Consider the following 17,348-nt stretch of genomic DNA (forward strand, 5'->3'; position numbering starts at 1 on the left):
CACGTAACCAGTCCTTTTTAATTATATAAATATTTTGTTAGTGCTTATCTGGTAATGCAAGTTGGAAACTGACACCAAATTTATCTTGTACCCATGCAAATTCGCGATATGGTGGCATTTCAGTTTTAGGCATTAAAATAGCGCCTTCTTTTTTTAGTCCACTGAAAAGTCTTTCCATTTCCATTGTATCTTTAACAGTGACATAAAGTGACATTGCAGGATTCATTGGTAATTCTTCTCCATTGTTTGCATCAATAGCCATAAAAACTTGACCATTTAGTGTGAATATCGAATGTTGAACAGTTCCAGGTGTTCCAGGTCCATCTTCATCATATTTAACCATCGTTATAATTTCACTATCTTCAAATAAGCTTGTATATAAATTAATTGCTTCTTCTGCTTGATCATTAAACATTAAAAATGTCGTTATTTTTGGTATTTCCATTTTAATCCCCCTATAAGTGTTGTTTAAATTATTATCAATACTTATCCATAGTTTAACATGCGTGTCTTAATTTTGTTGACTATACCCACTTTTAAGATTTTAGCTATTTATAATATTTTTGTTAGATGTAGTTTTTTAATTTTGACTTATATGTTTGAACGGTTAAAATTAAATTAAGTGAAAAGGAGGCCATAATATGACACATTTACTTATTCCTCTATTGATATTAGTAATTGTTTTACTAATTGGATGGCTATTAACTAAATTATTTATTCGTTAAAGTAATATAAAAAAGAAACGGCGTTAGAGTGTTGTTAAACTGATGTGCCCTTATAAAGTTAGATTTTTAGTACAACTTTAGGGTTCAGTACAAACATTGACTAATCGCCGTTTTTTTTAATTCATTGCTTTTAAATTAATAATCATGTAGTTTAAATCATTATTTCGGACTACAATTCACCTTTAGTACGTAAGTTTTCCTTTGCTTTTTTGAAAATATCACTTGTATGTTCAAAAGCATTATAATTCATTTCTTTTTGAAATTTGGATACTGTACTTTCATTTTCTTGGACATCGAGTTGAGTTGTATTTCTAAAATCTTCCCGTCGACTTAAAAATGCATTGCAGTGTTTTAATGACGAGTACAGATGATTATCATGTTTCTGCTTTAACATTTTACATCCCACCTATAAACCTATCTTATGATAAGTTATCTCTCCAATCAACTAAAGTCTGAATGTCATTTTCAGAAATTTCTCCACGCTCTTTTGCTACTTCAATCAATTCATTATAATTACTTAAAGTGTAAAAAGGAATTTGTGCTTGTTTGAATGTATCATCTGCTTTAGCTAGACCATAAGTAAATATGGCAACAACGCCTAACACTTCTGCGCCAGCTTCTTTAAGGGCATCTACTGCTGTTACTGATGATCCACCAGTAGAAATTAAATCTTCAACAACCACTACTTTTTTGCCTTTACTTTTGGCACCTTCAATTTGATTTTGTTTACCATGGCTTTTACTTTTCGAACGAACATAGTTCATTGGTAACTCCATTTTTTCTGAAATATACGCAGCATGTGGTATACCTGCTGTTGCAGTACCAGAAATAATTTCTACGTCTTCAAATTTTTCATTAATAAGTTTGATTAAACCATCTCTAATAGCATTTCGTACTTCTGGATAGCCTAATGTTACTCTGTTATCGCAATAAATTGGTGATTTAATACCTGAACTCCATGTAAATAAATCATTTGGTGATAATGATACTGCTTCAATATCTAGTAGTGATTTTGCAATTTCTTTAGCCATTTAACCTAACCAACTTTCTTTTATTTTTTGATAACTTTCAACTGGATTGTCACTTTGAGTAATTGGTCGACCAACAACAATATGTGTTGATCCTAATTTTTTAGCTTGCTCCGGTGTAGTGATTCGTTTTTGATCATTTTGCGCAGCACCTTGAGGTCTAATGCCAGGCGTTACCTTCATAAAATCTTCGCCTAATTCTTTAGTTAACAATTCCGCTTCCAATGGTGAGCAAACGACACCATCAAGACCTGCTTGTTGAGTCAATCGAGCATAATTTAGAACTGCTTCTTCAATCGTTGTTTGTATATTTTGTTCATTATTTAACTGTTCTTGAGTTGTTGATGTTAATTGAGTAACAGCAATGATTTTTATATCTTTGTTGTGTTGACGTAATCCTTCAATAGCTGCTTCCATCATCGCCTTACCACCAGCTGCATGAACATTTACTAAATCTACATCTAATTTTGCTAACCCTTGCATTGCTTTATTTACTGTATTGGGGATGTCATGTAATTTTAAATCAAGAAATATACTATGACCTCTATCTTTAATTGATTTAATTAAATCAGGTCCTGTTTGATAAAATAATTCCATTCCAACTTTTACAAATAATGGTTCATTAAATTGATCTAAAAATGCATTAACTTTATCTGCAGATTCAAAATCTAATGCAATAATTGGTAATTGTTTCATTATGTACTCCTTATATTGAAAGTTCTTCAATCAAAGTCTAATAACTAAGAATTGAAGAACTTATCTAAATTAAAATGTAGTTTCAAAATATTAAATTATATTGAATTAGTTTACATATTTCGCATCGTAAATGTCATACTCTCAATAACATTAGTTAAAGCGCTAGCAGTATCTAATGATGTTAAACATGGAATACCATTTTCAACTGTTGTACGACGAATTTGGAATCCATCTCTTTCCACTTCTTTACCTTTTGTCATTGTGTTAATAACGATTTGAACGTCACCATTTTGAATACGTGTAAGCAAGTCATTTTCTCCACCGATTTTGCCTACAACTTCTGCTGGTATATTATTTTGTTTTAATTTTTCAGCAGTCCCCTTAGTTGCTAGAATCTTATAACCTACTTCATTAAGACGGTGTGCAATTTTGACAATTTCGTCTTTATCTTTATTGCTTACTGTCATTAATACTGTACCGTGATCTTTGACTTCAAATCCACTACCAGTTAACCCTTTGTATAGCGCTTTTTCTAATGTTTGGTCTTTACCCATTACTTCACCTGTAGATTTCATTTCAGGCCCTAAAGTAATGTCTACATTTTTCAGTTTATTAAAGCTAAATACTGGTGCTTTAACAAATACACCTTCTGAATACGGTTGAATACCTTCTTTATAGCCTAAAGATGATAATTTCGTACCCATGATTGCTTGCATAGCTAATTGTGCCATTTGAATGTCAGTAATTTTACTTAAAAATGGTACTGTTCGACTTGAACGAGGATTTACCTCTAGAACATAAACACCATCATGTGCAATTACAAATTGAATATTGATTAATCCAATAATATTTAAACCTTTAGCTAATCTAATTGTGTAATCTTCAAGTGTTTTAATTTCTTCTTGAGATAGTGTTTGAGGTGGGTATACTGCAATAGAATCACCACTGTGTACACCTGCACGTTCAATATGTTCCATTATTCCTGGAATAATGACTGTTTCTCCATCTGAAATAGCATCGACTTCAATTTCTTTACCAGTTAAATATCTATCAACTAATACTGGATGTTCTGGACTAGCTTTAACAGCTTGTGTCATATAATTTTCTAACTCATCATCACTATCTACAATTTCCATAGCACGACCACCAAGCACATAAGATGGTCTAACTACAACTGGATATCCAATATTACGCGCGTTTTCTAACGCTTCTTTTGGTGATGTTGCAGTTTTACCTTGAGGTTGTGGTACATCGATAGTATGAAGTAATGCTTCAAATTCTTTTCTATCTTCAGCACGGTTTAAGTTTTCTAAAGAAGTTCCTAGTACTTGTACGCCATGTTTTGCTAATTTGTCAGCAAGGTTAATTGCTGTTTGTCCACCAAACTGTACAACTACACCTTTAGGTTTTTCAAGATTAATAATACTCATTACATCTTCTTCTGTTAATGGTTCAAAATATAATTTATCTGAAATTGAAAAATCTGTTGATACAGTTTCAGGGTTATTATTTACAATAATTGCTTCATAACCAGCATTTTGTATTGCCCACACAGCATGAACTGTTGCATAGTCAAATTCTACACCTTGTCCAATTCGAATAGGTCCAGATCCTAATACAAGAATTTTTTCTTTATCAGTAACAATAGATTCATTTTCAGTTTCATAAGTACCATAGTAATAAGGTGTTGTAGACTCAAATTCAGCAGCACATGTATCTACCATTTTGTACACTGGAGTAATATTATTTTCAATTCGTAATTGATAAACTTCTTCTTCTGTCATATCAAAACGATGTGCAATAACTCTATCACTGAATCCATAATCTTTAGCATATTTAAGGTATTCTAAATCACCTTGATGTGCTTTAAGTTCATGTTCAATGTTGATAATATTTTGGAATTTATTTAAGAAGAAATAATCAATTTTAGTCATTTCATGAATTTCTTCTAAAGTTGTTCCACGACGTATGGCCTCACCTATAAAGAATAATCTTTCATCATCTTGATGACTAATACGTTCTTTAATGTAGTCTAAATCAAAGCTTTCACCGTTTGGTAATCCTAAATGATGTACGCCGTATTCTAATGAACGAATCGCTTTTAATAAAGATTCTTCATATGTGCGTCCTATTGCCATTACTTCTCCAGTTGCTTTCATTTGAGTACCTAATTCACGCTCACCTTTTTCGAATTTATCAAATGGGAAACGTGGTATTTTTGAAATAACGTAGTCTAGTGTAGGTTCAAATGCAGCATAAGAAGTTCCAGTAATTGGATTTAACATTTCATCTAGTGTTAAACCTACAGCAATTTTGGCTGCTAACTTCGCAATTGGATAACCTGTTGCTTTAGATGCTAATGCTGATGAACGAGATACACGTGGGTTTACTTCAATAATGTAATAGTTGTATGAATCTGGATCTAAAGCTAGTTGTACGTTACATCCACCTTCAATTCCTAAAGCGCGAATAACTTTTAATGACACATCACGTAGCATTTGATATTCGACGTCTGATAGTGTCTGACTTGGCGCAACAACAATTGAGTCACCAGTGTGTATACCAACTGGGTCAATATTCTCCATATTACAAACTACTATTGCATTATCATTTTTATCACGCATAACTTCATATTCAATTTCTTTAAATCCAGCAATTGATTTTTCAATTAAACATTGTGTAGCAGGACTATAATGAAGACCATTGGTAACAACTTCTTTTAAGTCATCATCGTTGTAGCAAATACCGCCACCAGTTCCTCCCATTGTGAATGCAGGACGAACGATTAATGGATAGCCAACTTCTTCTTTAAATTTAAAAGCTTGTTCTACTGTATTTACGATGTCACTTTCAGGTGCTGGAACATTTAAATCATTCATTAACGTTCTAAATAATTCACGGTCTTCAGCTTGTTGAATTGATTCTAATTCAGTACCAAGTAACTTCACATTATTTGCGGCTAATACACCACTATCGTGTAATTGAATAGCCATATTCAAACCAGTTTGACCACCTAATGTAGGAAGTAATGCATCGGGTTGTTCTTTGCGAATAATACGTGCAATAAAATCGTGTGTTAATGGTTCAATATAAACTTTATCTGCAATTTCTTTATCTGTCATAATCGTCGCTGGATTTGAGTTAACTAATATAACTCTATATCCTTCTTCTTTAAGTGCAAGACAAGCTTGAGTTCCTGCATAATCAAATTCCGCAGCTTGCCCAATAATAATTGGACCCGATCCTACTACTAAAATTGTTTGAATATCGTTACGCTTAGGCATTTACATTACGCTCCTTTTCTATGAACTCGTTCATCATTGTTATAAATTCATCAAATAAATAATTCGAATCGCTTGGGCCTGGTCTTGCTTCAGGATGATATTGAACAGAAAAAGCAGGTAAAGTCTTATGTCTTAAACCTTCAACAGTTCCATCATTTAAAGCAATATGAGTAACCTCTAAATCAGTGTTTTCTAAAGAATCTTTATCGATTGAATAACCATGGTTTTGACTTGTAATGTCAACTTTACCTGTTTTTAAGTTTTTAACAGGATGGTTAGCGCCTCGATGACCAAACTTCATTTTGAATGATTTAGCACCTTGGGATAATGCGAATAATTGGTGTCCTAGGCAAATTCCAAAGAATGGAATTTTACCAAGAATACCTTTAATCATTTGAATAGCTACTTCTACTTCATCTGGATCTCCAGGTCCATTTGATAGCATTACGCCATCTGGTGACATCTTCAATATTTCTTCAGCAGATGTGTCGTATGGCACAACTGTCACATTGCACCCTCGCATATTTAATTCTCGTACAATATTTTGCTTTTTACCAAAGTCAAGAAGTACAACGCTTAAATCTGCTCCAGTAGATACATAAGGTGTTTTTGTAGAAACAGTTGATACTTCGTCTCTAGGTAATTCAGTTGTTTTAAGATGTTCAACTAAGCTTTCAATTTCATCTTTGTTATCTGTAAATCCAGCTCTTAATACACCATGTTGGCGAATTTTACGTGTGATACTTCTAGTATCAACACCTGAGATACCAGGTATTTGATATTGAACTAATACTTCATGTAATGTCTTTTGATTACGGAAATTACTTGGATGTGTACTTGCTTCTTTGACTACTACACCATTTAATGTAGGTGTTAAAGATTCAAAGTCATCTCTATTAATTCCATAATTTCCAATTAATGGATACGTAAATGTAATAATTTGACCTGTATATGAAGGGTCAGAAATTGTTTCTTGATAACCTGTCATTGCTGTGTTAAAAACAATTTCACCAATCGATAATTCATCTGAACCTAGCTGGTATCCTTCATAATAAGAACCGTCTTCAAATACTAGATAACGTTTTGAAAGCATTTATTTTTCCTCCTTAAATACAACTTCACCTTTTATCATAGTTAATACGGGATGTCCGTATACTTTCTCACCAATAAATGGTGTATTGTCAGCTTTTGATAAGAAATCTTCACTTCTAATTTCTTTTTCATTTTCTAAATCAATAATAGTAATATCAGCATAACTATCTTTGTGTAGTTTTCCGTAGTTAAGATTAAAGATTGTAGCTGGTTTAATTGTTAAATAATCAATTAATTGTTTTAATGACCAATTACCATTTCTTACGAAGTGTGTATATAGTAATGGGAATGCTGTTTCACTACCTACAATTCCAAATGGTGCTTTAGTCATAGGTTGTTCTTTTTCTTCTTTAGCGTGTGGCGCATGGTCTGTAGCAATACAATCAATTGTACCGTCTAATAATCCTTCTAATAATGCGTCACGATCTTCTGTACTTCTTAATGGTGGATTCATTTTATAATTAGCATCATCACCTGGAACATCATTTTCTGTTAATAATAAGTGATGTGGCGTTACTTCAGCTGTAACATGAATGCCTGCTTTTTTAGCATCGCGAATAACACGGACACTTTCTTTAGTTGATACGTGACAAACATGATAATGACATCCTGCTGCTTCAGCTAATAAAACATCTCTTGCAATTTGAACTGATTCACAAACATTTGGAATACCAGGAATACCTAGTTCTTCACTACGTTTACCTTTATGCATAGCGCCGCCATAAATTAAGCTATTGTCTTCACAATGAGCAACAATTGGCTTTTTAACTTTAGCAGCTTGCTTCATAGCAGCGTACATCATACTCGCTTGTTGTACACCGACGCCATCGTCTGTGAACGCAAACACACCTTCTTTAGCTAAAGCTTCGAAATCCACTAACTCTTTACCAGCTTGTCTAGTTGTAATTGAAGCATAGGGTAATACGCGAACTTGAGCTGTTTCAGAAATTCTTTCTCTTAACGCTCTTACATTTTCAACTGAATCTGGTACTGGTCTTGTATTAGGCATAGGGCAAATTGTAGTAAATCCACCTCTAGCTGCTGCTTTTGTACCTGTTTCAATTGTCTCTTTGTGTTCACCACCTGGTTCACGTAAATGCACATGTACATCTACAAATCCTGGTGCGATTAAATTTCCTTTAGCATCAATGACTTCAATATCGTCAGATGATGCATCTATTTTAGTACTGATCGTTTTAATTCTTTTACCTTCGATTAAAATATCTGTATTTTTCAATTTTCCGTTCTTAATAATTTTACCGTTTTTAATTAATTTCATGATTCAAATACCCCTTCCTTATTGTAAAAGCTCATCAATAACTGCCATTCTCAAATACATACCGTTTTCCATTTGCTTAAATATTCGAGACTTAGGTGCCTCTACCAATTCGCTTTCGATTTCTACTCCTCTATTTACAGGAGCCGGATGCATGACAATAGCTTCTTCTTTTAATTTATCATATCTTTCCCTAGTTAACCCATATTGTTGATGATAATTTTCAGCTTCAAAATTGGCCTTTCCAGTAATACCATGTCTTTCATGCTGAACTCTTAGCAACATCACAATATCTACTTGGTTAATCACATCATCAATATTTACATATGATGCCTCTATTGTATCGTCTACCCATTCTTCGGGGCTCGCGAACATTACATTTGCACCTAATGCTTTTAAACTATGAAAATTACTTCTAGCTACTCGAGAATTTTTGATGTCACCACAAATTAATACATTTAGACCTTCAAATTTTCCATACTCTTCATAAATTGTCATTAAATCAAGTAAACTTTGTGTTGGATGTTGACCACTACCATCCCCACCGTTAGCTATAGGGATATTTAAATTATTTAATTCTTCATAATATGCATTTTGAGAATGTCTAATTACAAGTAAATTAACACCAATACTTTCTAAAGTTTTACAAGTATCATACAAGGATTCACCCTTTTGAACTGATGATGTACTTGTCTCAAAATTAACTAAATTCAATCCTAACTTTTGTTCGGCAACTTCAAAACTACATTTTGTTCTAGTTGAATTTTCAAAGAACAAATTAGCTACAAATTTATCTTTGTATTGCGGTACATTAACTTCTCCAGATTTAAATTGACTTGCTTTTTTAACTAAGCTAAAAATTTCATCGTTTGATAAATCTTCCATTGATAATAAATGTTCCATTATTTGCCTCCTCAGTTAAACTGATTATTTTTTAGGTAAGATTAAATTTAAAATAATACCTGATAATGCTGATAATGCCATTCCTTCAAGCTGAAGATTTATGCCAATACCTTTTAAATTGATAAGTAGATTTCCAATACCAATTACTAAAATGACAGATGCTATTACCAAGTTTCTATTGTTAGCAAAATCAACATTACTCTCAACAATCATTCTTAAACCACTTGCGGCGATAATACCGAATAATAGTATAGATACACCACCCATGACTGGTGTTGGTATTGAAGAAATAAGTGCTGTGAATTTTCCTATAAATGCGAGTACTATCGCTATGACAGCTGCGCCACCAATAACGTAAATACTATAAATTTTAGTAATCGCCAGAACGCCAATGTTCTCACCGTATGTTGTACTTGGTGGTCCTCCGATAATACTTGCAACCATCGTTGATACACCGTCACCGATAATTGATTTGTCTAATCCTGGATCTTTAAAGAAATTTTTACCTACAATTTTATTAATGACCATTTGATGTCCAATATGTTCACTGACTGTAACAAAAACAACAGGTATCATCACTAGTACCAATCCTAGGTGAAACGATGGTACATAATCTTTAAATGGTAGATAAATATCTGGGAAATCTAACCATTTAGCTTTAGCTATTGGCGCAAATTTTACTAATCCCATAAATATTGAAACGATATAACCTACAATAATACCGATTAAAACTGGTATGAGGGATAAGAATCCTTTGAAAAAACCTTGCACAATAATAGTTACTATTAAAGTGATTAACGCTACTACTAAATAACTTAAATTGTAACCTTTCATGTCTCCTGAATTTTCATACATTGCCATGTTTACTGCTGTAGGTGCAAGACTTAAACCGATAACCATGATTACTGGTCCAACCACAACAGGTGGTAATAATTTCATTAGCCATTCTGTTCCACTAAATCGTATACATATACCGATAATGACGTACATTAATCCACTCATGAATAATGCAACTAACATGTCTCCTAAACTATGTGTACTTAACCCAGTAATGATTGGAGTGATAAAAGCGAAACTAGAACCTAAATAAGCAGGTATTTTGGCTTTTGTTATTAATATGTATAATAATGTTCCGATTCCAGATGCTAATAATGCAGCTGATATTGGTAGTCCTGTTAAAAATGGTACAAGTACAGTCGATCCAAACATCGCAAATAAATGTTGTAAACTTAAGAATGCCCATTGGCCTGCTTTTGGTTTATCTTTAACATCTAATACTGGTTTTACTGTACGTTCAAACATTTGTTCATTTTCCATAATGATTCATTTCCTCTCATAAAAAAATCTCTTTACATACAGTTATGCAAAGAGACTAAAGTCAATGATATGAATCATAAGCAATATGTATCTATAGTCATATAAGTTTACATAACTATATTACAGTTAGTTAAATGCTTATATAATTCAATTCACCTTTTTCAGTCTCTCGTACTGTTTTAAAAGGATATATTATTCAATTACTACCGCATTCGTTGAATCCTTTTCCGTTAAGAATACTTTCACTGATTCATCTCGTGCAGTAGGTATATTTTTCCCTACAAAATCTGCTCGAATTGGAAGTTCTCTATGGCCTCGATCAACAAGTGTTGCCAAACCAATTTTAATTGGTCTAGAGTGTAATAGTATAGCATCTAATGACGCTCTTACAGTTCTTCCTGTATATAAAACATCGTCCACGATGACAACAACTTTTCCTGTGATGTCTACATCAATCTCAAATGCTTTATCAAAAGATTGCTTTGAAACTTGATCAATGTCATCTCGAAATTGTGTAATATCAATTGTACCTGTTGGAACAAGTTGTTGCTCAATCATATTAATTTTTTCTTGAATACGGTAAGCAAGGTAAGCACCTCGCGTTTTAATGCCCAATAATACTAAATCTTCTGTACCTTTGTTATACTCAAGAATTTCATGTGCAATTCGAGTTACTGTACGTTGTATTGCTGCTTCATCCATAATGATGCGTTCAGACATTTCCTCACCTCATAAATTAACATGAAAAAAACCTCACGCCTTTAACAAGACATGAGGTTGATATATAGACAATGTGTGATTGATGTTTTATCACATACACATGTTCATTCAATTACATGAGTTACATTCCTTTATTGACGTCTCTATATACGAATATAAAGGTAGTAACGTTAATGTAGATTAAGTATCATTTTCATGTCTTTGAAGCCTCTCTGGACTTACATTTAAAGACCTACGATTTTTTTATTTAAACTGTTATTAGTTTAATCCTAAAACTACAATTAGTCAACGGTCATATGACTATTTTTTTATTTATCTTTATAAGTTTATGACTTATGTCTAGACTTTAATTAATATCTAAATTCAAATATTGAACTATATGATTTATCAAACTATATTAAGCATCTCTTTTTCTAATATCATCTAATAAATCTTCAAATTCTTGTGGTAATTTAGCTGTTCTTTCAATATATTCATGCGTAACTGGATGTTCAAAACCGATGACTCCAGCATGTAAAGCTTGTCCACCAATATCTAATGTTTTCTTAGGACCATATTTAGGGTCCCCAACTAATGGGAATCCAATATATTTCATATGTACACGGATTTGGTGAGTACGACCTGTTTCTAACTCGCACTCAATTAATGTGTAGTCTTTAAAATGTTCTAATACATTGAAATGTGTTACTGCTTCTTTTCCATCATCTACGACAGCCATAGCTTGGCGGTCTTTTTTATTACGTCCAATAGGTGCATCTACAGTTCCATAATCATGTGGAATATTGCCATGTACTAATGCGACATATTTACGTTTAACTGATTTCGCCATTAATTGCTCAACTAAGCCTCGATGCGCAATATCATTTTTAGCAACCATTAACAATCCTGAAGTATCCATATCAATTCTGTGAACGATGCCTGGGCGTATTTCACCATTAATACCTGATAAATCTTTAATTTGATACATCAATCCATTGACTAAAGTACCTGTATAATGACCAGGTGATGGATGAACAACCATACCTTTAGGTTTATATACAATAGCTACATCGTTATCTTCATAAAAAATATCAAGATTTAAATTTTCTGGCGTGATATCCGCTTCTACGACCTCTTGTTCTGTTACGATAATATGATCGTTTTGTTTAACTTTATAGTTTGGTTTTACCACTTTATCATTTACTTTTACTAAATCTTCTTTGATCCAATCTTGAATCTGACTACGTGACCAATCGCTATTCAATTCAGGTAATACTTTATCTAATCTTTGACCTACATAATTATTATCTGAAATTTGATATTCATATGTTTCCATTACCTTACCTCCTATTCTTTATTTGTTGTATCTTTAAGTAAAGCTATAATTATTAAAATTACACCAATTGTTAAACTTGAATCGGCAATATTAAATATTGGAAAATCATATCCAAAAATATTTGTGTCGATAAAATCAACAACTTCTCCATTAAACAAACGATCTATAAAATTCCCTAAAGCGCCTGCGAACAACAAACTAACAGCTAATTGCATAAATAAATTGTACTTAGCTTCTTTAATAAAGAATAATACGAGTATGATTAATATAATTACTGTAATGATATAAAAGAAAAACATTTTTCCACTTAAAATACCCCAAGCAGCACCATTATTTCTATGGGATGTTATATTTAAAAAATTTGGTATTACTTCGTAGGAATCCCCTATTTTCATTGAACTAGCAATTATCCATTTTGTTATTTGGTCAATGACTAAAATAAAAATGACTACGAATAATGAAATACCAGTATAATATTTCTTTTTCATTCATGTGCCTCCATTCAAAACCATTCATCACTTTTTTACAACATCTTTTATTATATCTTAATCAAGTATATAAAAACAGGATAGCCTAAAAATAAATACGATGTACATAATGAAATAATTTTATTTGCTAATCGGCATTATTATGAGTATCGATATGTTGTTCTTAATTATGCTTTTTCATTATTTTTAGGATGTATATACTGATATTGATCTACATCAAAACTTGGAATTGTTCTATCTGTAATTTCATAAGCTTTTTTAAAATTCATCTCAGAAATTTGAAGTGATCCATCTTGATTTATTTTTTCAATATATGCTACGTGCCCATATTTTCCTTTAGTTGTTTGTAATATCGACCCTTTTTTAGGTTGATGATTGACTTTGTAATCATCTTTTTCAGCATTTTTAGCCCATTCTTTTGCATCAGACCATGTGTTCTCAATTTGATGGTGATCTTCTTTAACTTTATCAAAAACATAATACGTACATTGACCTTTTTGATAAGTATTATATTTCATTGGATTGATTTCTAATAAATGATTTTTGGGCTCTGTCATATCTTGATTATTTAATCCATCTATTATTGCAGCTATCGTAATACATATAGTCACTATAAACATTAAAGTTATACTTTTTTTCACTGAATCACTCTTCTTTTATATAATTAAACCTAAAATATATGCCATCCGGCCCTTTAACATTCAAATGGGTCGTTTCTGGATAATGAAAATCTACAAGTGCTAAGCCATAAGAATGAGAATTATCAACGCGTTTAGTTCCGGATATCCATTGATTTATAGCTAAATGATGGTGGTAATGTTGAGATGATAAAAAGAATGAATAGTCATCCATATATGCTGATTCTTCTAAACCAAAATAATTTAAATAATAATCTTTGACTTCAGATATACGTACCGTCTTTAAATGTAACGTACCAATTTTAGCCTCATCTGGAATGCCTTGCCACTTTTCGTCTGAAACTTCATTTAATAAACGTGGGACGTTAATTGGCACAATATTAAGCAATGCTTTATCATCCTCATAATGCCATGACTCAAAATCTTGATCGACATAAAATTTCAAACCGTTGCCTTCAGGATCTTCAATAAACAAAGACGTTGAAACACTTTGTTCTCCACCGTTAACAGGTATTTCATAATCGCTCAATTGTACTAATAAATCAGCTAAATCAGATAGCGTTGGCAACATGATTCCTAAATTAAATAACCCAGCTTCTGACATTAATGGTTCTCGTCCATTAGTAATTTCATTTAACGTAATGAATGTATTTGACATTCCTACTTCATATTGAATGCTCGTCATCGTTTCGTTAACAATATTTAACCCTAATATTTCTTCATAAAAAGGTTTAAGTTCATCTTTATCTCTTACATTTATAGTTATTCCATTTACAAAATTTGCATTCTTATTATGAAACATACATACTACCTCTTTCATAAAGCTTATCTATAAATTTAACTCATTATTGAAATTATTATCAGTAACATCCATATTTTTAATATTATGCTAAAAATTTATACTAAAAGCAACTTAATTGCTAAAAATATTTCTTGAAAGAGCATAATGAGAACATAATATTACAACTAAACTTACACTAATTCATTTATCAATATTTCAAATTTAAAACTATAAAACAAAAGCTGTTAGCAATGTCAATTGACACTGCTAACAGCTTTAAATCAATGATCTAATATTAATTTAATGTTTTTACGACTTCTTGACAACGTGGGCATAAGTGATCTAGTTCTCCTACTGAACCTAATTGATCACTATAGTTCCAACATCTTTCACATTTTTCGCCTTCAGCATGTTCAATACGGATATCACCATATTGATATGCTTGACCATTGTCAACGTGGTCAACTACTTCTGCTTGAGAAGTAATAAATAATTGTTGTAAGTCATTAAATTGTTGTAAGAATTCTGAAGCATTGAAATCACTATTACTACCGATAGTCACTTTAGCTTCTAATGATTTACCAATGACTTTTTCATTACGAGCTGCTTCTAATGCACGGTTGACGTCATCACGTAATTTCATAAATGTATTCCATTTATCTAATAATTGTTGGTCTACTTCTTCAACTTTTGGCATATCAGCTAAATGTACACTTTCTTCTTTAACATGTGGCGTATGTGACCAAACTTCTTCTGCAGTATGCACTAAGATTGGTGCAAGTAATTTAGTCATATCAACTAAGATTTGATATAACACTGTTTGCATACTACGACGTTTATGTGATGAACGTTCTTCAATATAAAGAATATCTTTACCATAATCTAAGTAGAAATTACTTAATTCTACATTGATAAAGTTTTGTACTTCTTGATAAATATTAAGGTAATCAAAGTTTTCATAGTTTTTGATAGTACTAGCAGTGAATTCACGTAAACGATGTAATAAATAACGATCGACTTCTAATAAATCCGCTTCAGCAATACCATCTGTTTCTGGATTGAAATCATTCACATTACCTAACATAAATCTTAATGTATTTCTGATTTTACGATATACATCTGACGTTTGTTTTAAAATTTCATCTGAAATACGCACATCAGCTAAATAGTCTGTACTACTTACCCATAAACGTGCAATATCAGCACCTTTTTGTTTTACAACTTGATCCGGTACAATCACGTTGCCTAATGATTTACTCATTTTCTTACCTTCTCCATCCATGACGAAACCATGAGATAATAAGAATTTGTATGGTGATTGACCTTTTGTTGCCACTGCAGTTGTAATTGATGAGTTAAACCAACCACGATATTGGTCACTACCTTCAAAGTATAAATCTGCTGGGAAACTTAATTCAGGGCGTGTTTCAAGTACACCTCTATGAGATGATCCTGAATCGAACCATACGTCCATAATATCTTCTTCTTTAGTAAATTCGCCATTAGGACTTCCTGGATGAGTGAATCCTTCAGGTAATAAATCTTTAGCTTCACGTTCGAACCAAATATTTGAACCATGTTGTTCGAATAAATCTGCAACATGATTAACTGTTTCTTTAGTCATGATGATGTCGCCATTTTCAGCATAGAATACTGGTAGTGGAACACCCCATACACGTTGACGAGAAATAACCCATTCTCCTCGATCACGAATCATATTGTAAATACGAGTTTTGCCCCAATCTACTTTAAAATCAGTATTATCAATCGCATCTAGAATATCTTGTCTTACTTTATTAATAGAAGCAAACCATTGTGGTGTCGCACGGAAAATAACTGGTTTTTTAGTTCTCCAATCATGTGGGTAACTATGAGTAATGAAGCTTAGTTTTAATAAAGCATCTTTTTCTGTTAATAAATCAGTAACAGCTTTATTCGCTTTGTCATAGAACATACCTTCAAATGGTCCGCCTTCTTCAGTGAACACACCTTTATCATTTAGTGGACTAATAACAGGTAAATCATATTTTTGACCAACGATATAGTCATCTTCCCCGTGTCCAGGAGCAGTATGAACACAACCTGTACCAGCATCAGTAGTGACGTGGTCTCCGTTAATAACTAATGAAGTTCTGTCTAAGAATGGATGTTGTGCTTCAACATATTCTAATTCCTTACCTGTAAATTCTTTTTCAAGTTGGATTGAATCTGTATCCCATTCTAATGCTTCTGCAACTGTTTCTGCTAGAGCTTGTGCAATAATGTATTTTTTACCGTTAACATTATATTGTCCATATTTTAATTCTGGATGAACTGTAATCGCTACATTTGAAGGGATTGTCCATGGTGTAGTTGTCCAGATAATAAATTGTGCGTCAGGATCAACGACACCTTTGTCATCTTTAACATTAAACGCTACATAGATTGAAGCAGAACGTTTATCATGGTATTCAATTTCAGCTTCAGCTAATGAAGATTCACTTGATGGTGACCAATATACTGGTTTTTTACCTTTGTAAATTAAACCTTTGTCAGCCATTTCACCAAATAATCGAATTTGTGCTGCCTCATATTCAGGGTTTAATGTGATATACGGATTATCAAAATCACCACGTACACCTAAACGTTTGAAATCATTTTTTTGAATTTCAACTTGTTTTAAAGCAAACTCTTTACATTTTTCTCTAAATTCAGCAGTAGTCATTTTTTTACGATCTACGCCTTTTTTAGTTAATGCTTGTTCAATTGGTAAACCATGTGTATCCCAACCAGGAACATACGGGGCATAAAAGCCTTGCATCGTTTTGTATCTAACGATGAAATCTTTAATAATTTTATTTAAAGCATGACCCATATGTAAGCTACCATTAGCATAAGGTGGGCCATCATGTAAAATGTAAGATTGGTTTCCTTTATTTTTATCTAATGCTTTTTGGTATTGATTGTCTGCATCCCATTGTTCTTGAATTTTTGGCTCTTTATTAGGTAAGCCACCACGCATTGGAAATTCTGTTTTTGGCATTAATAACGTATCTTTATAATTCATTTACTTTCATTCCTCCTAATTATAAAAAAGAACTCTAAG

15 protein-coding genes are annotated in these 17,348 nt (G+C 32.3%); all 15 read right to left on the minus strand.

From position 1 onward, the window contains the following. Window positions 1-37: 37 nt before the first annotated feature. Entirely contained in the window at window positions 38-445 is a 408-nt protein-coding gene (locus tag N524_RS0101580; RefSeq protein ID WP_017637148.1) for a VOC family protein, read from the minus strand. A gap of 449 nt (window positions 446-894) precedes the next feature. Further along, window positions 895-1,119 carry a hypothetical protein gene (locus tag N524_RS0101590; protein ID WP_017637149.1) on the minus strand — a complete coding sequence of 75 codons (225 nt, stop codon included), beginning with the start codon at window positions 1,117-1,119 and terminating at the stop codon, window positions 895-897. A gap of 25 nt (window positions 1,120-1,144) precedes the next feature. Beyond that, window positions 1,145-1,756: an orotate phosphoribosyltransferase gene (gene pyrE / locus N524_RS0101595; protein WP_017637150.1), complete on the minus strand. Its 612-nt coding sequence runs from the start codon at window positions 1,754-1,756 to the stop codon at window positions 1,145-1,147. Then, entirely contained in the window at window positions 1,757-2,449 is a 693-nt protein-coding gene (pyrF, locus tag N524_RS0101600; protein WP_029055472.1) for an orotidine-5'-phosphate decarboxylase, read from the minus strand. It lies immediately after the preceding gene. 110 nt (window positions 2,450-2,559) lie between these two features. Next, window positions 2,560-5,733: a carbamoyl-phosphate synthase large subunit gene (carB, locus tag N524_RS0101605; RefSeq protein WP_029055473.1), complete on the minus strand. Its 3,174-nt coding sequence runs from the start codon at window positions 5,731-5,733 to the stop codon at window positions 2,560-2,562. Further along, complete coding sequence (locus tag N524_RS0101610; protein WP_017637153.1) at window positions 5,726-6,826, minus strand: carbamoyl phosphate synthase small subunit; 1,101 nt, start codon at window positions 6,824-6,826, stop codon at window positions 5,726-5,728. The genes carB and N524_RS0101610 overlap by 8 nt, the downstream gene beginning before the upstream one ends. Next, the gene (locus tag N524_RS0101615) at window positions 6,827-8,104 is read right to left on the minus strand and encodes a dihydroorotase (protein ID WP_017637154.1); all 1,278 of its coding nucleotides are present in this window, start codon (window positions 8,102-8,104) and stop codon (window positions 6,827-6,829) included. It abuts the gene before it with no gap. Window positions 8,105-8,122: 18 nt separating this feature from the next. Further along, entirely contained in the window at window positions 8,123-9,004 is an 882-nt protein-coding gene (locus N524_RS0101620) for an aspartate carbamoyltransferase catalytic subunit (RefSeq protein WP_029055474.1), read from the minus strand. A 24-nt stretch (window positions 9,005-9,028) separates the two neighbouring features. Beyond that, the gene (locus N524_RS0101625) at window positions 9,029-10,321 is read right to left on the minus strand and encodes a uracil-xanthine permease family protein (protein ID WP_029055475.1); all 1,293 of its coding nucleotides are present in this window, start codon (window positions 10,319-10,321) and stop codon (window positions 9,029-9,031) included. 192 nt (window positions 10,322-10,513) lie between these two features. After that, window positions 10,514-11,041, minus strand: coding sequence for a bifunctional pyr operon transcriptional regulator/uracil phosphoribosyltransferase PyrR (gene pyrR / locus N524_RS0101630; RefSeq protein ID WP_017637157.1), 528 nt, complete (start codon window positions 11,039-11,041; stop codon window positions 10,514-10,516). Window positions 11,042-11,438: 397 nt separating this feature from the next. After that, window positions 11,439-12,356, minus strand: coding sequence for an RluA family pseudouridine synthase (locus N524_RS0101635; protein WP_029055476.1), 918 nt, complete (start codon window positions 12,354-12,356; stop codon window positions 11,439-11,441). Between the two features lie 11 nt (window positions 12,357-12,367). After that, window positions 12,368-12,844, minus strand: a complete 477-nt coding sequence (lspA, locus tag N524_RS0101640) for a signal peptidase II (protein ID WP_029055477.1) — start codon at window positions 12,842-12,844, stop codon at window positions 12,368-12,370. Window positions 12,845-13,011: 167 nt separating this feature from the next. After that, window positions 13,012-13,485, minus strand: coding sequence for a CHAP domain-containing protein (locus N524_RS0101645; protein WP_017637159.1), 474 nt, complete (start codon window positions 13,483-13,485; stop codon window positions 13,012-13,014). Window positions 13,486-13,489: 4 nt separating this feature from the next. Next, window positions 13,490-14,284 carry a VOC family protein gene (locus N524_RS0101650; protein WP_017637160.1) on the minus strand — a complete coding sequence of 265 codons (795 nt, stop codon included), beginning with the start codon at window positions 14,282-14,284 and terminating at the stop codon, window positions 13,490-13,492. A 274-nt stretch (window positions 14,285-14,558) separates the two neighbouring features. Further along, window positions 14,559-17,309 carry an isoleucine--tRNA ligase gene (gene ileS / locus N524_RS0101655; RefSeq protein WP_029055478.1) on the minus strand — a complete coding sequence of 917 codons (2,751 nt, stop codon included), beginning with the start codon at window positions 17,307-17,309 and terminating at the stop codon, window positions 14,559-14,561. Between the last annotated feature and the right edge of the window lie 39 nt (window positions 17,310-17,348).

The organism is Staphylococcus sp. URHA0057 (assembly GCF_000620265.1).
Lineage (GTDB): Bacteria > Bacillota > Bacilli > Staphylococcales > Staphylococcaceae > Staphylococcus > Staphylococcus pasteuri.